The sequence below is a fragment of the uncultured Roseobacter sp. genome, assembly GCF_947492555.1.
GTDB lineage: Bacteria > Pseudomonadota > Alphaproteobacteria > Rhodobacterales > Rhodobacteraceae > Roseobacter.
In genome coordinates this window covers 357,991-374,911 of sequence record NZ_CANLNE010000002.1, presented here as the reverse complement: position 1 = coordinate 374,911, position 16,921 = coordinate 357,991, and the positions used below count along the sequence as shown (strand labels likewise).

Here is a 16,921-nt window from a genome sequence, read left to right as displayed (position 1 = left end):
GACGACACCGTCCGCTCTTTTTTGACAGGGCAAAACGCTGTTTGCGCAGCTTTTGCAGACTGAAGGCGTTACGGTTACCCGCGGCGCCCAGTCCCTGATGTCATAGTCTTCGCTGCAGTGCGAAGTGACCGATCAGAGCCTGTCCCCCCATGGCGAAATGAATCGCTATACACTGGTAGCAAGTTCGTGAGCGGCACGGCAACTGAACTTCATTCTTGACTCTGAATTTTCAAAAAAGAATCTCCGGCCACGCGGAAAGAGTCTCATAAATGCAAAAAAGCGCCGAAGAATCGGCGCTTTTCATCGCTGTTTTTGGGGAGCGTTACCCCAGTGCTTTGACGCGTGCAGACAGACGGGAGACTTTCCGCGCTGCAGTATTTTTGTGGAAGACGCCTTTTGTCACACCACGCATCAATTCGGGTTGTGCTGCTTTCAGAGCGCTTGCCGCTGCGTCCTTGTCCCCGGAGGCAATCGCCTCTTCGACTTTGCGCAGATAGGTACGGATGCGCGAACGACGCGCTTTGTTGACTTGAAAGCGGGCCTCGTTCTGACGGGCGCGTTTCTTGGACTGTGGCGAATTGGCCATGTGTGCGTCACCTTTTCTAAGGGTTCAATGTGTCTCGATTGCACGGTGCCCCCCGTTTCGGTTGATATTCAACCAAAGGTGATTCTAGCCAAAGCGGGCTGCACGCGCATGTATCGGGCGCTCTATAAAGAAGCTGGCAGGATTTGCAAACGGCAAATTCAGCCCGATGCGGGGGCCTTCCTGGGCAGGACAAGCCGGAATTCGGTTTCGATATCGTCGGAGGTCACGCTCAATGTCCCCCCATGTCCCAAGGCGATTTGTTTGGCGATGAATAACCCCAACCCCAGCCCGTTCTGGGATTGCCGCAGCTCGGCGCGGGTGAAGGGTTCGAACAGCTTTTCCTGCGCGGCTTGTGGGATCGGTTTCCCGAAATTCGCGACGGTCAGAACAAGGTTTTCGCCTTCGTTAAATGCGCGGACACGAACGGGTTCATCCTGCTCACCGTGAAAAACCGCGTTTGAGACAAGGTTCGACAGCAACTGGCTGATCCGGTCTCCGTCACACTGCACGTTGTCGAAAAAGTGAAAGTCTTCGATGATAGTCGTATCAGGATTGGACAGCCGAATTTCCTGAACCACCTGCGCCAGAATTGGTGTCAGCTCAACACTCTGCGTCGGGGCAATCCCGATATCCCCGCCAAGACGCGCCCGCGCAAAATCCATGACGTCGGAGATGAGCGCCGTCATCCGGCCCAGAGATACTTCCGCCGTCGTCAGCAGCCTGCGTGATTTTTCGGTTTGTTCCTGTCGCAAGGCGGTCCAGATTGCCGAACTGACCGCCGCGATCGGGGTGCGCAGATCGTGGCCCAGCACGGCGATGAACTGTTCGCGCAGCTGTGCTTCATCCTCCTTGGTCCGGAGCATCTGTTCGTTGTCCTTGGCGTCGGTAATGTCCCGGGCGCTGCAGAAAAAGAGGCCTGCCTCCGGCACCGCATTCCAGGAGAGCCAGCGATAGCTGCCATCCTTGTGCTGGTACCTGTTTTCGAACTGCAGGATCGGTTCGCCGTTCTGAATTTTTACGAATGCCCGCTCGGTCTTGGGGATGTCATCGGGGTGGATGAAGTCGAAAAACTGTCTGCTTTCAATATCTTCGGGTAGTCTGCCGAGAGTTTTGAACCAGGCCGGATTCGTATCGGTGAACACACCGGATTTGTCGAGAATGCCCAACAGGTCCGGGGTGACCCGCCATGTCAGACTGTATCTGTCTATCTGTCCAACCACCTGCGGCTCGAATTTGTTCAACCTAAGGACGAATTCTTACGGATGCTCGTATCAAAAATCAACGTTGACCTTTGGCAGAAGAATGTAATGGCCAGGGATGTCTTTCGAGGGGTCCCGCGTTGCCCAAGCGACCGCGTAGCGCCTACTTGTCGCGAAATTGAGCTTCGCGCTTTTCCAGAAAGGCGGACATGCCTTCGGATTGGTCTTCGGTGGCAAAGAGCGAATGGAACATTCGCCGCTCGAACAGCAGGCCCTCGCGCAACGGCACTTCATAGGCACGGTTGACCGCTTCTTTGACAACCATCACCGAAACCATCGATTTTTCGGCGATTTTCTGAGCAGCGCTATGTGCTTCTTCCAGCAGTTTCTTGCACGCCACCACGCGGGAGGCGAGACCGGACCGCTCCGCCTCTTCCGCGTCCATGAAGCGACCGGTCAGGTTCATGTCCATCGCCTTGGATTTGCCGACAATGCGGGTCAGCCGTTGCGTCCCGCCGATGCCCGCAACCACGCCCAGATTGATCTCCGGCTGGCCAAACTTGGCGGTTTCCGAACAGATGATGAAATCACACATCATCGCCAGTTCGCATCCACCGCCGAGAGCGTATCCGGACACGGCGGCGATAATGGGTTTGCGCACCCGCATGATCTGGTCGGTTTCCGGCGTGAAGAGATCCCCCGAAAACGCTTCGACAAAGCTCTTGTCCTTCATCATCGCGATGTCCGCGCCCGCGGCAAAGGCTTTCTCCGAGCCGGTGATGATGATGCAACGGACCTTCTCGTTGGCCTGCGCCTCTGCCAGCGCGTCGGCCAGTTCTTTCATCAGCTCGTCATTCAGCGCATTCAATGCGTCGGGCCGGTTCAGCGTGATCTGTGCGACATGGTTCTCTACGTCAACGATGATCGTTTCATAGGCCATTGAAAGAAGCTCTCGATTGTTGTCTGGAACCTCGACTCAATACCATGCGCAACGGAGGTTCAAGCTATCTTTGGCATTGCGCACAGAAGAAAGATGAGCGTCCCGATTGCACGATTCGCCCAATGACGCCGGGGCATTCGGGGGTTCTGCAGGGCGCTCCTTCGCGGCCATAGACGTCAAAGTTGTGCTGGAAATATCCAAGCTCTCCGTCGGCTTGCCGAAAATCGCGCAGGGACGAGCCGCCCGCCTCAATGGCCTCTGACAGCACCGCGCGAATGATCGGAACAAGCCCTGCAACCCGGGGGGCAGAAATACGCCCGGCTTTGCGTGTCGGCCTGATTTTTGCGCGATAGAGCGCCTCGCACACGTAGATGTTGCCCAGCCCCGCAACAATTTTCTGGTCCAGCAAGGCTGATTTTATCGGGCTCATCTTGCCCCTGAAGGCCTCGACCAGATGCGCCTCGTGAAAGTCATTGCCCAGAGGTTCCGGCCCCAGAACAGACAGCAACTTGTGGTGCTCCGCACCTTGTGTCGGCATCAGATCCATCGCCCCAAATCGCCGCGGGTCGTTAAAGGTGATGCGCGCGCCGTTCTCCATATGCAAGACAACATGGTCGTGTTTCTCCGGGGCAGGGTGGTCATGCACGAATTGCCCCAGCGGATCGCCCGACACCAGCATCCGCCCAGACATGCCCAGATGAATGAGCAGCGTCTCGCCCGAGCTCAGATCGGCCAGAATATACTTGGACCGCCGCCGCAGTTGCTCCACCCGCTGCCCACTCAAGCGTGCCCCCATGTCTGCAGGAAAGGGCCAGCGCAGATCGGGCCGGTTGACTTCGGCCTTCGCAATCCGCACGCCCTGCATGGCGGGGGTCAGCCCGCGCCGGACCGTCTCAACTTCGGGCAGTTCGGGCATCTTGTCTCCCTGTGACGAAAGGGCCGCATTGTGCACGGCTCTCAGAGCCCTATAACAAAGCGCGAAGCGCAGGGACTGCAAGAGCCGATGACAGATACCAAAGACAAAACCACCCACTTTGGGTTCGAGACCGTTCCCGAGGGTGAAAAGGCCGGACGCGTGCAGGGCGTGTTTTCCTCCGTCGCCAGCAAGTACGACATCATGAACGACGTGATGTCCGGCGGCATTCACCGGCTCTGGAAAGACGCGATGATGGATTGGCTCGCGCCCCGACCCGGGCAAAAGCTGCTCGATGTGGCGGGGGGCACAGGCGACATCTCGTTCCGGTTCCTCAAACGCGCCGGCTCCGGTCACGCCACCGTGCTCGACCTGACAGAGCCGATGCTGGTCGAAGGACGCCAGCGCGCCGAGGCCGCACAGATGCAGGACAGCCTCGATTGGGTGGTGGGGGATGCGATGGCACTGCCCTTTGAAGACAACAGTTTCGATGTCTACACCATAAGCTTCGGCATCCGGAACGTCACCCGCCCACAGGATGCGCTGCATGAGGCTTACCGCGTGCTCAAACCCGGCGGTCGCCTGATGGTGCTCGAATTCAGCCAGTTGCCCAACCCCGCGATGCAAAAGGCCTATGACCTCTACAGCTTCAACGTGATCCCACGCATGGGCCAGATCATCGCAAACGACCGCGACAGCTACCAATACCTCGTGGAATCGATCCGCAACTTCCCCGATCAGGAAAGCTTCCTCGCCATGATCCGGGACGCGGGCTTCGAGAATGCCAAATACCGCAATCTGACCATGGGCGTGGCCTGCCTGCATTCGGGCTGGAAGCTGTGACGCCGCGCGCCCCTCTTCATTGTTCCGCCAATATGCTGGGGGACCGGGGGCAGCGCCCCCGGCGGATCGCCTTGCGCCCGCACGGCGACACCAAAGGATAACCCATGCGTGGTCCCCACAATATCTGGCGGCTCATCCGCACAGGCGCCACGCTCGAACGCACCGGCGCGATGAATGTCGTGCTCGACGCGTTCGAAGCCCCGCCGACGCTGCGTTTTGTCGCCCGCACGCTGGGACTGCCGTTCAAATGGCTGGGATATAAAGGTGATCCGGCGATGCCGCCCGCCACCCGCGCGCTGACCGCGCTCGGCCCCGCCTATATCAAGTTTGGCCAGATTCTGTCGACCCGCCCCGACGTGGTGGGCGACGAGCTGGCGTTGCAACTGCGAGTTCTGCAGGACAAACTGCCGCCCTTTTCGGTGCAGGAAGCCAAGGAGGAGGTGCAGCGCGAACTGGGTATGCCCGTCGATCAAATGTTTTCCGAGTTCAGCGAACCGGTCGCGGCGGCATCGATTGCGCAGGTGCACAAGGCAACCCTCGCTTCAAATGGCGAGGCCGTCGCCGTCAAGGTCCTGCGCCCCGGCATCGAAAAAGCGTTCCGTAAGGATGTGGATGCCTTCTACCTTGCGGCGCGTATGGTCGAGATTTTCTCGCCGGGCTCCCGCCGCCTGCGTCCGATGGAGGTGATCGAGCACTTCGATGGTGTCGTGCGCGGAGAGTTGGACCTGCGGCTGGAATCCTCTGCCGCGTCCGAATTTGCGGCCAACACCAAGGACGATGCCGGGTTTCAGCTGCCGCAGATGAAGTGGGAATACTCCGCCCGGCGCGTCATGACGCTGGGCTGGGCCGATGGCGCGCCGATGGGCGACAATGATGCGATTGACGCGGCAGGGCATGACCGTGTGGCGCTCAGCGAACGTGTCTTGCAGCTGTTCCTCAATCACGCGCTGCGCGACGGCTACTTCCACGCGGACATGCACCAGGGCAACCTCAAGGTCGCGCCCAATGGCGATATCGTCGCCTATGACTTCGGTATCATGGGACACATCGACGAATACACCCGCCGGGTCTATGCGGAAATCCTCTTTGGCTTCATCCGCAAGGACTACAAGCGCGTGGCCGAGGTGCATTTTGAAGCGGGCTATGTGCCCGCCGACAAGGATGTGGATGAATTCGCCCGCGCTCTGCGTGCCGTAGGGGAGCCAATTTTCGGCATGGATGCGTCCAAGATTTCGATGGGCCGTCTGCTGAACTACCTCTTCGAGGTGACCGAACGCTTCGGCATGGAAACGCGGACCGAACTCATCCTGCTGCAACGCACCATGGTGGTGGTCGAAGGTGTGGCGCGCTCGCTCAATCCGCAAATGAACATCTGGCAGGTCGCGGCACCCATCGTGACTGACTACATCTCCAAATCCATCGGGCCCAAGGCGGTGCTGAGTGACCTGACAAAAACTGCCCGCGTCGTCGCCCGGTTTGGCCCGCGATTGCCGGGGATGGTCGAGGCGGCGCTGGTCCGTCAGAGCAACCCGGCAGAACCTGCGTCCAAACCCGGTCTGATGGAACGTGTGCTCCTGGCGATTGTGTTTGGCATCGCCATCGGGGCGGGCGCCACACTTACGCTTGTGCTCGTCGATCTGACGTTCTTCTGAGAACAGCGCGTCGGTCTGGCTGGTGCCGGGACCGCGCGCCTAAAGACGCTCGATTGCCAGGGCAATCCCCTGACCGCCACCAATGCACATGGTGATCAACGCCTTGGACCCCTGAATGCGCTCCAGCTCATAGAGCGCCTTGACCGTGATGATCGCGCCCGTCGCGCCGACCGGGTGGCCCAGGGCAATCGCACCGCCATTCGGGTTCACCTTCGCGGGGTCAAAGCCAAGGTTTTTGCTGACCGCCAGCGCCTGCGCGGCAAAGGCCTCGTTGCTTTCGATCACATCGAAATCGCTGGCTTGCAGGCCGGTCCGCGCCAACAGGTTTTCCACCGCCGGGACCGGTCCGATGCCCATGACCTCGGGGCGCACGCCGGCATGCGCATACCCCAGAATGCGGGCCTTCGGTGTCAGCCCGGCCTTCTCGGCGGCCTCCGCCGTGGCCAGAACCAGCGCACCGGCGCCATCGTTGATCCCGCTGGCATTGCCCGCCGTCACGGAGCCGTCCTTCTGGAACACCGCGCGCAGACCGGAGAGCGCCTCCGCCGTCGTCGCCTTGGGGTGTTCATCTGTCTCGAAGGGAACCATGTCCCGCTTGACCCGCACCTCTACCGGTGTGATTTGCCCGGCAAAATAGCCTGCTGCGATGGCCGCCGCCGCCCGCGTCTGGCTCTCCAGCGCAAAGGCGTCCTGCTGGTCCCGCGTGATGTCGTGCTCTGCCGCGACGTTTTCCGCCGTGACCCCCATATGACCGGTGCCAAAGGGACAGTTGAGCGCGCCCAGCATCATGTCCAGCGTTTTGATGTCGCCCATCTTCGCGCCCCAGCGCTGCTGCGGCACGATGAACGGTGAGCGGGACATATTCTCCGCCCCACCTGCCAGACCAAACTCGGCGTCACCCAGCATCAGGGACTGCACGACAGAGACAATCGCCTGCACGCCGGAGCCACACAAGCGGTTCACATTCATCGCGGGCACCGTGTCCGGCACGCCCGCCTGCATCGCGGCGACACGGCTGAGGTACATATCCCGCGGCTCGGTGTTGATCACATGTCCAAAGGCCACATGGCCGATCTGTGCACCGTCCACACCCGACCGCTCCAGCGCCGCCTTGGCCGCAACCGTGCCAAGGTCGATGGGCGGCGTTCCTGCGAGGGCGCCTCCAAATGTGCCGATGGCGGTGCGTGCTCCGTCCAGTATCACGATGTCTTTGGTCATGGCGGCCTCCCGGGTTGATCCTCTGCATCTTATGTTGGCGCAAAGTGCGGTTGTCAGCAACGACGTCCCGTCAGCGCCGCAGTTTCAATTGACAACAATCCTGCATATCGGCGATGTCTCCGATATGACGGAAACCGATAATGCCATCCTGACGCAATTGCCCGCCCGGCTCAAAGCAGCGCGGCGCGCGAAGGATTTGTCCCTGGATGCGGTGGCCAAGCTTTCAGGCGTGTCACGCTCCATGGTCAGCCAGATCGAACGGGGCGAAAGCAGCCCGACGATTGCAACGCTGTGGAACCTGACACGGGCGCTGCAGGTCGATTTCGCCGGCTTGCTCGATGACGCGCAGGGGTCTGCGCAGATCGAGACACTGCGGGCCGCAGAGGTGCCCACAATCGACAATCTCGGCTCCGGCTGTCGTATTCGCATCCTGTCCCCGCCCGAGGACGCGGGGCGGCACGAGGTCTATGAGCTGACGATCGCCAAAGGAGGTATGCTCGACAGCCAACCCCATGCCCGGGGCGCGCGTGAACATCTGACCGTGATCGATGGCGCAGTGACGGTCACCAGCGGTGAGGTGTCGAGTACGCTGAACGCAGGCGACACTGCGCGCTATGCTGCGGATGTGACGCATAGGATCGCCGCGGAAACGGGCGACGTCCGGGCCTTTCTCGTCGTTCAGAACGCGTAGTTCCGAGATATTGGAATAAATCCGCTATTGCGAAATTTCCCATTCCAGAACACCATCCGTTCTGCTAGACGGGCGCAAAAAGGAGTCGCACCATGACGCAAGCCTATCTGCAACACATCACCGACACCCTCGCCCAGATCGAAGCGGATGGCATGATGAAGCGCGAGCGCATGATCACATCCCCGCAAGGCGGGCAGATCTCGGTGGGTCCGCGGGACGTCATCAACCTCTGTGCCAACAACTATTTGGGGCTTGCGGATCATCCGGAGTTGATCGCGGCCGCCAAGGAGGCGATGAACCCGCGCGGTTTTGGCATGGCCTCCGTGCGCTTCATCTGTGGTACGCAAGACATTCATCGGGAGTTGGAGCAGAAGCTTGCGACCTTCCTGGATATGGACGATTCCATTCTGTTTGCGGCCTGTTTTGACGCAAATGGTGGGCTGTTCGAACCCCTCCTGGGGCCCGAGGATGCCGTGGTATCCGATGCCTTGAACCACGCGTCGATCATTGATGGGATCAGGCTCTGCAAAGCGAAAAGATACCGCTATGCCAATTCGGATATGACGGATCTGGAAGGGCAGTTGAAGCTTGCCCGTGAAGAAGGTGCCCGGTTTATTCTGGTCGCCACGGATGGCGTGTTCAGCATGGACGGTTATCTGGCGAAACTGTCTGATATCAAGGCGCTGGCCGAGAAATATGGGGCACTGGTGATGGTTGATGATTGCCACGCCACCGGGTTCATGGGTCCGAAAGGGGCAGGAACACCTGCACATGCGGGTGTCGACGTGGATATTCTCACAGGCACGCTTGGTAAGGCGCTGGGCGGGGCGATTGGTGGCTATATTGCGGGGCCGCAACCTGTCATCGATCTGTTGCGCCAGCGAGCGCGGCCTTATCTTTTCTCCAACTCCTTGCCGCCATCCATTGTTGCGGCAGGGATCAAGGCGTTGGAGCTGGTTGAAAAAGGGGACGATTTGCGGGCGCGGTTGTTCGAAAACACCGCCTATTGGCGCGCGGGGCTGGACAAACTGGGCTTTGATCTGCTGCCGGGTGAGCATCCGATTGTGCCGGTGATGCTGGGCGAGGCGCAATTGGCGCAGGATATGGCGGCGAAACTATTCGAAGAGGGCGTTTTCGTGTCCGGGTTTTTTTTCCCCGTGGTGCCGCGCGGCCAGGCGCGGATCCGGACGCAGATGAATGCGTCTTTGACCCGCGATGAACTGGACAAGGCGCTCGGGGCCTTTGAGACCGCGGGCAGGGCGTGCGGCGTAATCGCGTGACGCGATGGTGCGAAGGGCATATTTGATGAACAATGAAATGAAGGCACTTTCCAAACTGCATCCGCGCGAGGGGCTGTGGATGATCCATGCGCCGGTGCCGGAGATTGGCCCGGATGACGTGCTGATCAAGATCAGCAAGACCGGCATCTGCGGCACCGATATTCACATCTGGAACTGGGACGACTGGGCGGCGCATACCGTGCCGGTTCCAATGATCACCGGCCATGAGTTTGCCGGTGTGATCGTGGAACTAGGCTCTAACGTGACGGATTTGACAATCGGTCAGCGCTGTTCTGGGGAGGGGCATCTGATTGGCACGACGTCGCGGCAAAGCCGGGCGGGCAAGTTCCATCTTGATCCCGGTACGCGCGGTATTGGGGTGAACGAACAGGGCGCCTTTGCCCAGTACCTCAGGCTGCCAGCCTTCAATGTCGTCCCGCTGCCCGATGAAATATCCGACGACATCGGTGCAATCCTCGATCCTTTGGGGAATGCGGTGCATACCGCGCTTAGTTTTGACCTTGTGGGGGAGGATGTGTTGATCACGGGTGCTGGTCCCATCGGCATCATGGCGGCGGCGGTTTCGCGGCATGTGGGCGCGCGGCATGTGGTGATTACGGATGTGAACCCGGACCGTCTGGCGCTGGCAGCAGAGGTGGCCGATGTGGTGCCGGTCAATGTTGCGGAGGCTGATCTGGCTGAAACAGTTTCGGACCTCAAGATGAAACAGGGCTTTGACGTGGGCCTCGAGATGTCGGGTAATCAGCGCGCGCTGGATCAGATGGTCGAGGCGATGACCATGGGCGGGCGTATTGCGATGCTGGGTATTCCGCCGGGAAAGAGCCCCGTGGATTGGAGTCGCATCGTCTTCAAGGCGATCACGATCAAGGGCGTCTATGGCCGCGAGATTTTCGAGACCTGGTACAAGATGATCGCGATGCTGCAGAACGGGTTGGACATCAGCCGGGTGATCACGCACCGCTTTCCGGTCGATGACTTTGAGGCCGGGTTTGCTGCCATGAAATCCGGCAGTTCGGGCAAGGTTGTGTTGGATTGGACGGGATAGACGGCATTTACCCGCGGGACAGTTTTTTCACACTTTCACTCGCCGGCCAGGTCGGGTTGGTGCTGGTGTCTGTTATGTTGGCGGCTGGCACCGTGTTTCTCGCGTGGCGGTTGTCGCGCGCGCGCAGTCTCATCCTGCGGGCCTTTGTGGGGGTGGTGCTTTTTGGCGCATTCGTCTGGATTTCGCCGCAGGCCTACTACGGCTACTATCTGCTGATCTTTGACGGGTTGACCCCGCAATGGGTGGTTCAAGACCCGCCATCGCCCTTGTTTCTGGTGAAACTGCTTGGCTTTTCCGCCAAAAGCGACCTCAGCCACCACGGGCAGGGCCTTCTGGGATGGCTGTGTCTGGGGGCGGCACTATGGCCGCAGCGGGATGCGTCCCGTCTCGGAGAGTAGCCAGCATGCGCGTCCTTCGAAAACGGCAGCATGCAGCGGGCGGAAATACCCCGCCCCCCCGTCCAGATTGACGCGGTTTCCAGCATGTTCCGGATGCTCAAGCGCGGTGTGACCGTGCACGACCAGTGGCCCGTGAGACGCTTGATGGTCCAGAAAGGGTGCCCGGATCCAGATCAGGTCCTCTTCGACCTGCTTGTCCAGTGCGATACCAGGCCGGATGCCCGCGTGCACGAACAGCAGGTCCTCTGTTTCGTGCATCAGCGGCAGCCTGGAGAGAAAATCGCGATGCGCCTGCGGCACTGCGGCGAGAGCGGCGTTGCGGATTACGGATGGAGGGATGGTTTCATTTGCCTCAACGCCGTAAGCGGCCATGGTCTTGTCTCCGCCCAGACGCGGGTTGAACCACGACAGGTCGGGCCGGGTGGCGGGATCATACACGATCGTATCGTCGAGAAACCGGCCGAGATAGCGGTCATGGTTTCCCTTTAGCGTGATCCAGTTCCGACCTGCGGCCGTCGCGTCGATCAGGAACTGCAGAACGCCGCGGCTGTCGGGCCCGCGGTCAACATAATCGCCGACCAACACCACCTGTGCGTCGGGTCCGCCATCCGCTTCGATCAGGGCCAGAACCCGTTGAAGTTCCTCCAGCTGTCCGTGCACGTCGCCAATGGCATAGATCGGGTTGGTCATGAGTGTTCCCCAGCGCTACGGTCACTTCATGCCGCAATGTCCCGCCGGATGAAAGCGGAATGGGGGGCCAGGCCATGTGGCGACGGCCTCCCGATGGGTCATGCCACGTCGAAGGCCAGCGGTTTGATCTGGGTGAACATACCTGTTTCGGCCAGTTTGGCGCGGGCTTCTGCCGGGACCGGTTCGTCGACGTAGAGCAGAGCGATGGCCTCTCCGCCTGCGGTGGCCCGACCCAGCGTAAAGTTCGCGATGTTCACGCCATTGTCGCCCATCGTCTGACCCAATGCCCCGATGATGCCCGGCACGTCCTCATTGGTGGTGTAGAGCATATGCGCCCCGATCTCAGCATCGATGTTGATGCCCTTGATCTGGATAAACCGTGGCTTGCCGTCTGAGAAGACGGTCCCGGCAATCGACCGTTCGCGTTTTGCCGTGACGACCGTGACCTTGATGTAGCCGTCAAACGCGCCGGATTTGTCCTGATTGGTGGTCGAAATCTGGATACCACGCTCCTTGGCAATCACCGGGGCGGAGACCATGTTCACATCCGGGTTTGCCTTTTTCATGATGCCGGCGATGACGCCGCAGTTGAGCGCTTCGAGGTTCATATCGGCAACCACCCCGTCATAGAGGATGTTGATCGCGCGGATGGGTTCATCGGTCATCTGCCCGGTGAAACTGCCCAGATGCCCGGCAAGCTTGACCCAAGGTCCCATAACGCGGGCTTCCTCCGCCGTGACGGATGGCATGTTGAGCGCATTGGCCACGGCGCCTGTCAGCAGGTAGTCCGACATCTGTTCCGCGACCTGGAGGGCTACGTTTTCCTGTGCTTCGGTCGTGGCAGCCCCAAGGTGTGGGGTGCAGACGACGTTGGGCAGGTGGAACAGCGGGTTTTCATTTGCCGGTTCCTTGGCAAAGACGTCAAAGGCCGCACCTGCCACATGGCCGGATTTCAGCGCTTCGGCCAGAGCCTCTTCATCCACCAGACCGCCACGGGCACAGTTGATGATGCGCGCGCCTTTCTTGGTCTTGGCGATGTTTTCGCGGCTGAGGATATTCGCCGTCTGATCGGTGAAGGGCACGTGCAGCGTGATGAAATCCGCGCGGCCTAGCAGGTCGTCCAATTCGACTTTCTCCACACCCATCTTCTTGGCCTTTTCTTCGCCAAGGAAAGGATCATAGGCCAGTACCTTCATTTTCAGCGCGCGGGCGCGGTCGCAGACGATACCGCCGATGTTGCCCGCGCCGATCACGCCCAGGGTCTTGCCGGTCAGCTCGACCCCCATGAACTTGGATTTTTCCCACTTGCCGTCATGCGTGGAGGCGGAGGCTTCGGGGATCTGACGCGCCACGGCAAACATCATCGCGATGGCGTGCTCCGCCGTGGTGATCATGTTGCCAAAGGGCGTGTTCATCACGATGATGCCCTTTTTAGAAGCTGCTTCCTTGTCAATATTATCGGTGCCAATCCCGGCGCGCCCGATGACCTTGAGGTTGGTGGCCGCGGTAATGATCTTCTCGGTCACCTTGGTGGCGGAGCGGATCGCAAGGCCGTCATAGTCGCCGATGATCTGGGCGAGCTTTTCCTTGTCCTTCCCCACATCGGGCTGGAAATCGACATCGATGCCACGATCGCGGAAAATCTGCACGGCGGCTTCGGAGAGTTTGTCAGAGATAAGTACTTTAGGGGCCATTCTGTTGGTCCTTTGATGTCTTTGGAAGCGGTGGCCCAAGGCCCACCTTACCTGCAGATGGACAGGTAGGGTGGGCTTCAGGCCACCTTTGTTTCAGGATGAGATTTCGGCTTCAAAGGCCCATGCCAGCCAGGGCAGCATCGCCTCGATATCGGTGGTTTCCACCGTGCCGCCACACCAGATGCGCAGACCGGCAGGGGCATCGCGATACGCACCGACATCAAGTGCCACGCCCTCATCTGCCAGCCGTTTCGCGATGGCTTTGGCAAAGCTTGCGCCGTCCTTGACCCGGTCGTCCGCGAATTTGAGGCAGACAGAGGTGTTGGACCGGGTTGCCGGATCGCTTGCGAGAAAGCTGATCCAGTTGTGTCGCTGCACGAATGCGGTGATCGCCGCTGCGTTCGCATCGGCGCGGGTAATCAGCCCCTGCAGCCCACCAACGGATTTTGCCCAGGCCAGAGATTGCAGGTAATCCTCGACACAGAGCATGGACGGTGTGTTGATCGTCTCGCCTTTGAAGATGCCTTCGATCAGCTTGCCGCCTTTGGTCAGGCGGAAGATTTTCGGCAGCGGCCAGGGCGGCGTATAGCTTTCCAGCCGCTCAACAGCGCGCGGGCTGAGGATCAGCATGCCGTGTGCGGCCTCGCCCCCCAGCACCTTCTGCCAGCTGAACGTCGTCACATCGAGCTTGTCCCACGGTAAATCCATCGCAAAGGCGGCGGAGGTCGCATCGCAAAGCGTCAGACCCTTGCGATCCGCGGGGATCACATCGCCACTGGGCAGCCGGACGCCGGAGGTCGTACCGTTCCACGTAAAGCAGACGTCATTGTCGTAGTTGAGCGCCGCCATATCGAAGATCTCACCGTAGTCGGCGGTATGCACGGTGTGCTCGATCTTGAGTTGTTTGGCGACATCTGTGACCCAACCGGCGCCAAAGCTTTCCCAGGCGACCATCTCTGCGGGGCGTTCCCCCAGAAGCGACCACATCGCCATCTCAAACGCGCCGGTGTCCGAGGCGGGCACGATGCCGATGCGGTAATCGGCCGGAACCCCGAGGATCTCGCGGGTGGTCTCGATCGCTTCCAGCAGCTTTGCCTTGCCCGGCGCTGCCCGGTGTGACCGGCCCAGCGGCGCGTCGGACAGATTCGTCAAATCAAACGTGGGGGGTTTGGCACAGGGGCCAGAGGAAAAACGCGGATTTACCGGCCGCGCCGCCGGTTTCTGAGTAGCCATTGATGCTATCCTTCCAGATATGCGCCCTTCGTTGGGGAAGGGTGTCCCACGGACGGGTCTATGGCGGCGCATGGTCTGGTGCAACGGAAAAAACGAGGCTAGAACGCCGCAAATTCGCTTTTTTGCGACACACTCTGCGCGGATCGGAAACTTTGCCCATGTATATCGCCACTCTCCTGTCTGCGGCGGGCGCACACAGCCTGCAGCCCGCCCTGCCAGACGCCCTGCGCAATGCCTGGGGTGGGGGCGATGTGGTCTGGCTCGCCCCGGATGAGGCGGCAGAATTTACGTTGCCGCGACTGCCGGACAATCGCTGGGGGGTCTGGGAAGATCTGCAAAAACAAGGCGTTGATCTTGCCGTTCAGCCTAAGGAAGGACGGCGCAAGAAGATGTTGCTGGCCGATATGGACAGTACCATGATCCAGCAGGAGTGCATTGACGAACTGGCTGATGAGGCGGGGATCGGCGACCGGGTCAAGGAGATTACCGCCCGTGCCATGAATGGCGAGATGGACTTTGAAGAAGCCCTGCGTGCGCGTGTCGGACTGCTCAAAGGTCTGCCTGTCGCCACCATTGCAAAGGTGCTTGCGGACCGCATTACCCTGATGCCGGGTGGCGAGGTGCTGCTGGCCACGATGAAGGCGCAGGGGGCGCATGCCGCTTTGGTCTCCGGCGGTTTCACCGATTTCACCAGCGCCGTGGCCGGGCAGTTGGGCTTCGATGAGAACCGCGCGAATACCCTGCTCAACGACGGCGTCAGCCTGACGGGTGAGGTCGGGATGCCCATCCTTGGCCAACAGGCCAAGGTGGATGCGCTGGAGGACATCACACGGCGTCTTGGGATTGGCGAAGCGGATGTGATCGCCGTCGGCGACGGGGCGAATGATCTGGGCATGTTGGGCCGTGCGGGGACAGGGGTTGCCCTGCATGCCAAACCCGCCGTGGCGGCGCAATGTGATGTGCGGATCAACTATGGTGACCTGACGGCGCTTCTATTCCTGCAGGGGTATACGGCCTCGGAGTTTGTCACTGGCTGATCAAAGACGACTCATGCCTTCATGTGATACCATCGCAACCGGGTCACAGGGGAGGAGACACAATGCCAGAGTATGTATTCGCCTACCACGGCGGCAAAACACCGGAATCGGAAGAAGAGGGCGCCAAGGTCATGGCCGCGTGGCAAGCGTGGTTCGAGACCATGGGAAAGGCGGTCGTCAATCCGGGCAACCCCGTAGGGACATCGAAAACGGTGACTGCAGAAGGGGTCGAGGACCATGGTGGGGCCAATCCCCTGTCCGGGTTCAGCGTCGTTGCCGCAGCTGACATTGACGAGGCTATCGATATGGCCAAGGGCTGCCCGATGGTGGCCGATGGCTCCGGGTCCATCGAAGTTGCCGAAGTGCACCAGATGTGATCAGGCAAGCGCCGCGGACGGCCTGATCCAACCGGTTTGAATGTCGCGCCTGTTGGTGATGGGCGCGTTCATCCGTTTGCGGGTTGCCGGATGATCAGGGTCTAACACGCCCAGTTTCACCAGAATTGCCGCGATGGCGCATTCAGAGGCCCGCGTCGTGCCATCGACGATCTTGAGGGCGACGCCGAGTTTCTGCTCGGGCAGGATCGCGATGAAAAACGCCTCCGCACCCGTTTTGATCGCGACTTTCCCATCCATGGCCCGCATCAGTTCCGTGCAGGCACGTTTCTCGCCTGCCACCAAGTCCGGATGCTTCCGCATTGCCTGATGCAGCTGCGCCTCGGCGCTGTCTGGGGGGGCGGCGGCGAAATGCGCCATGGCCCGCGCCATGCCGGTCAGGCTGGTCGCGAAATTCGGGGCAGAACACCCATCAATGCCAAACCCCGGAGAGGTTTCCCCCGTCGTGCGTTCAAACGCGTCGAGGCAGGCCTTTTGCACGGGATGATCCGCGTCCACATATTCAGGACCGGCACCAAGGTGCTGGGCCAGCGTCAGAAAGCCCGCGTGTTTACCCGAGCAGTTGTTGTGGATCTGGCAGGGGCTTTCGTGGGCGCAGATTATCGCCTCGCGCGCGGGTCGATCGTCGGGCATCTGTGGTCCGCACCGCAAAGCCGCATCGGACAGGCCCTGCGTTTCCAGCCAGCGTTCGACCCGTGTGGTGTGAATTGCCGCCCCATTATGCGACGCGCAGGCGAGGGCCAGATGCTCTGACGTCAGGCTTGTCGCCTTGGCCGCACCGGAGGTGATCAGTGGCAGGGCCTGTATCATCTTGGCGGAACTGCGCGGCAGGACAATGGCCTCCGGATCACCCCAGGCCTCGACAATCTGGCCGCTGTCATCACAGACCACCGCATGACCACTATGCGCGCTTTCCAGAAAGTCCCCGCGCCAGATTTCGACCATCGGAACCGCTTGCGTCATTTTAACCCTCAAGAATTTGGCAAAAACCTGCTAATCGGACTTTCGGGGGTCGCGGGTTTTGCGCTACTGTGACACTTGTCGAGAAGATTGACGGGTCTTGCAAGAGAGCGGGTCGAAAAAGGC

Annotated in this window: 17 protein-coding genes; 8 read left to right on the top strand and 9 right to left on the bottom strand. The window is 60.3% G+C overall.

Translation table 11 applies throughout. From position 1 onward, the window contains the following. Positions 1 to 322: 322 nt before the first annotated feature. The 4 genes from rpsT to mutM all read right to left on the bottom strand — a co-directional run bounded on the left by rpsT (position 323) and on the right by mutM (position 3,641). On the bottom strand, positions 323 to 586 hold the full coding sequence (rpsT, locus tag Q1A07_RS08875; RefSeq protein WP_299779902.1) for a 30S ribosomal protein S20: 264 nt from the start codon (positions 584 to 586) through the stop codon (positions 323 to 325). A gap of 158 nt (positions 587 to 744) precedes the next feature. Beyond that, positions 745 to 1,827: a PAS domain-containing sensor histidine kinase gene (locus Q1A07_RS08870; RefSeq protein ID WP_299779900.1), complete on the bottom strand. Its 1,083-nt coding sequence runs from the start codon at positions 1,825 to 1,827 to the stop codon at positions 745 to 747. A gap of 121 nt (positions 1,828 to 1,948) precedes the next feature. Continuing rightward, on the bottom strand, positions 1,949 to 2,725 hold the full coding sequence (locus tag Q1A07_RS08865; RefSeq protein WP_299779898.1) for an enoyl-CoA hydratase: 777 nt from the start codon (positions 2,723 to 2,725) through the stop codon (positions 1,949 to 1,951). A 64-nt stretch (positions 2,726 to 2,789) separates the two neighbouring features. Further along, a complete protein-coding gene (gene mutM / locus Q1A07_RS08860; protein ID WP_299779896.1) occupies positions 2,790 to 3,641 on the bottom strand; it encodes a bifunctional DNA-formamidopyrimidine glycosylase/DNA-(apurinic or apyrimidinic site) lyase in 852 nt (283 codons plus the stop codon). Positions 3,642 to 3,728: 87 nt separating this feature from the next. Here mutM and ubiE point away from each other — a divergent pair, with 87 nt between their 5' ends. Together ubiE and ubiB are read left to right on the top strand one after the other, a co-directional pair. Then, the gene (ubiE, locus tag Q1A07_RS08855; RefSeq protein ID WP_299779894.1) at positions 3,729 to 4,481 is read left to right on the top strand and encodes a bifunctional demethylmenaquinone methyltransferase/2-methoxy-6-polyprenyl-1,4-benzoquinol methylase UbiE; all 753 of its coding nucleotides are present in this window, start codon (positions 3,729 to 3,731) and stop codon (positions 4,479 to 4,481) included. A 104-nt stretch (positions 4,482 to 4,585) separates the two neighbouring features. Then, a complete protein-coding gene (ubiB, locus tag Q1A07_RS08850) occupies positions 4,586 to 6,133 on the top strand; it encodes a 2-polyprenylphenol 6-hydroxylase (protein ID WP_299779892.1) in 1,548 nt (515 codons plus the stop codon). A gap of 39 nt (positions 6,134 to 6,172) precedes the next feature. On the opposite strand, the gene Q1A07_RS08845 is transcribed toward ubiB, so the two are convergent. Next, the gene (locus Q1A07_RS08845; protein ID WP_299779890.1) at positions 6,173 to 7,351 is read right to left on the bottom strand and encodes an acetyl-CoA C-acyltransferase family protein; all 1,179 of its coding nucleotides are present in this window, start codon (positions 7,349 to 7,351) and stop codon (positions 6,173 to 6,175) included. Positions 7,352 to 7,475: 124 nt separating this feature from the next. Between Q1A07_RS08845 and Q1A07_RS08840 the strand changes: the two genes are divergently transcribed. From Q1A07_RS08840 to Q1A07_RS08825, 4 genes are all read left to right on the top strand, one after another. Then, on the top strand, positions 7,476 to 8,042 hold the full coding sequence (locus Q1A07_RS08840) for an XRE family transcriptional regulator (RefSeq protein ID WP_299779888.1): 567 nt from the start codon (positions 7,476 to 7,478) through the stop codon (positions 8,040 to 8,042). A 92-nt stretch (positions 8,043 to 8,134) separates the two neighbouring features. Then, on the top strand, positions 8,135 to 9,322 hold the full coding sequence (locus Q1A07_RS08835; RefSeq protein WP_299779886.1) for a glycine C-acetyltransferase: 1,188 nt from the start codon (positions 8,135 to 8,137) through the stop codon (positions 9,320 to 9,322). A gap of 25 nt (positions 9,323 to 9,347) precedes the next feature. Then, positions 9,348 to 10,388, top strand: a complete 1,041-nt coding sequence (tdh, locus tag Q1A07_RS08830) for an L-threonine 3-dehydrogenase (protein WP_299779884.1) — start codon at positions 9,348 to 9,350, stop codon at positions 10,386 to 10,388. 65 nt (positions 10,389 to 10,453) lie between these two features. Beyond that, positions 10,454 to 10,786 (top strand): hypothetical protein, encoded by a 333-nt coding sequence (locus Q1A07_RS08825; RefSeq protein ID WP_299779882.1) that lies wholly within the window; start codon positions 10,454 to 10,456, stop codon positions 10,784 to 10,786. Here the strand turns inward: Q1A07_RS08825 and Q1A07_RS08820 are convergent. The 3 genes from Q1A07_RS08820 to Q1A07_RS08810 form a co-directional block, all read right to left on the bottom strand. Further along, positions 10,748 to 11,476, bottom strand: coding sequence for a metallophosphoesterase family protein (locus tag Q1A07_RS08820; protein WP_299779880.1), 729 nt, complete (start codon positions 11,474 to 11,476; stop codon positions 10,748 to 10,750). The two genes, Q1A07_RS08825 and Q1A07_RS08820, sit on opposite strands and share 39 nt — an antisense overlap. Positions 11,477 to 11,574: 98 nt before the next feature. Further along, positions 11,575 to 13,170, bottom strand: a complete 1,596-nt coding sequence (serA, locus tag Q1A07_RS08815) for a phosphoglycerate dehydrogenase (RefSeq protein WP_299779878.1) — start codon at positions 13,168 to 13,170, stop codon at positions 11,575 to 11,577. 93 nt (positions 13,171 to 13,263) lie between these two features. After that, positions 13,264 to 14,403 (bottom strand): phosphoserine transaminase, encoded by a 1,140-nt coding sequence (locus Q1A07_RS08810; protein ID WP_299779876.1) that lies wholly within the window; start codon positions 14,401 to 14,403, stop codon positions 13,264 to 13,266. A 158-nt stretch (positions 14,404 to 14,561) separates the two neighbouring features. On the opposite strand from Q1A07_RS08810, the gene serB reads away from it, so the two are divergent. Beyond that, positions 14,562 to 15,440, top strand: coding sequence for a phosphoserine phosphatase SerB (gene serB / locus Q1A07_RS08805; RefSeq protein ID WP_299779874.1), 879 nt, complete (start codon positions 14,562 to 14,564; stop codon positions 15,438 to 15,440). 62 nt (positions 15,441 to 15,502) lie between these two features. Beyond that, complete coding sequence (locus tag Q1A07_RS08800) at positions 15,503 to 15,817, top strand: YciI family protein (RefSeq protein WP_195821093.1); 315 nt, start codon at positions 15,503 to 15,505, stop codon at positions 15,815 to 15,817. Here Q1A07_RS08800 and Q1A07_RS08795 read toward each other — a convergent pair whose 3' ends face one another. Then, positions 15,818 to 16,798, bottom strand: a complete 981-nt coding sequence (locus tag Q1A07_RS08795) for an asparaginase (RefSeq protein WP_299779871.1) — start codon at positions 16,796 to 16,798, stop codon at positions 15,818 to 15,820. Between the last annotated feature and the right edge of the window lie 123 nt (positions 16,799 to 16,921).

Excerpts from the sequence above, each read along its gene's own strand:
- ubiE (WP_299779894.1), top strand. The coding sequence starts at position 3,729 with ATGACAGATACCAAAGACAAAACCACCCACTTTGGGTTCGAGACCGTT.
- Q1A07_RS08865 (WP_299779898.1), bottom strand. The coding sequence starts at position 2,725 with ATGGCCTATGAAACGATCATCGTTGACGTAGAGAACCATGTCGCACAG.
- Q1A07_RS08795 (WP_299779871.1), bottom strand. The coding sequence starts at position 16,798 with ATGACGCAAGCGGTTCCGATGGTCGAAATCTGGCGCGGGGACTTTCTG.
- Q1A07_RS08800 (WP_195821093.1), top strand. The coding sequence starts at position 15,503 with ATGCCAGAGTATGTATTCGCCTACCACGGCGGCAAAACACCGGAATCG.
- Q1A07_RS08845 (WP_299779890.1), bottom strand. The coding sequence starts at position 7,351 with ATGACCAAAGACATCGTGATACTGGACGGAGCACGCACCGCCATCGGC.
- rpsT (WP_299779902.1), bottom strand. The coding sequence starts at position 586 with ATGGCCAATTCGCCACAGTCCAAGAAACGCGCCCGTCAGAACGAGGCC.
- mutM (WP_299779896.1), bottom strand. The coding sequence starts at position 3,641 with ATGCCCGAACTGCCCGAAGTTGAGACGGTCCGGCGCGGGCTGACCCCC.
- Q1A07_RS08810 (WP_299779876.1), bottom strand. The coding sequence starts at position 14,403 with ATGGCTACTCAGAAACCGGCGGCGCGGCCGGTAAATCCGCGTTTTTCC.
- serA (WP_299779878.1), bottom strand. The coding sequence starts at position 13,170 with ATGGCCCCTAAAGTACTTATCTCTGACAAACTCTCCGAAGCCGCCGTG.
- tdh (WP_299779884.1), top strand. The coding sequence starts at position 9,348 with ATGAACAATGAAATGAAGGCACTTTCCAAACTGCATCCGCGCGAGGGG.
- Q1A07_RS08820 (WP_299779880.1), bottom strand. The coding sequence starts at position 11,476 with ATGACCAACCCGATCTATGCCATTGGCGACGTGCACGGACAGCTGGAG.
- Q1A07_RS08835 (WP_299779886.1), top strand. The coding sequence starts at position 8,135 with ATGACGCAAGCCTATCTGCAACACATCACCGACACCCTCGCCCAGATC.
- serB (WP_299779874.1), top strand. The coding sequence starts at position 14,562 with ATGTATATCGCCACTCTCCTGTCTGCGGCGGGCGCACACAGCCTGCAG.
- Q1A07_RS08840 (WP_299779888.1), top strand. The coding sequence starts at position 7,476 with ATGACGGAAACCGATAATGCCATCCTGACGCAATTGCCCGCCCGGCTC.
- ubiB (WP_299779892.1), top strand. The coding sequence starts at position 4,586 with ATGCGTGGTCCCCACAATATCTGGCGGCTCATCCGCACAGGCGCCACG.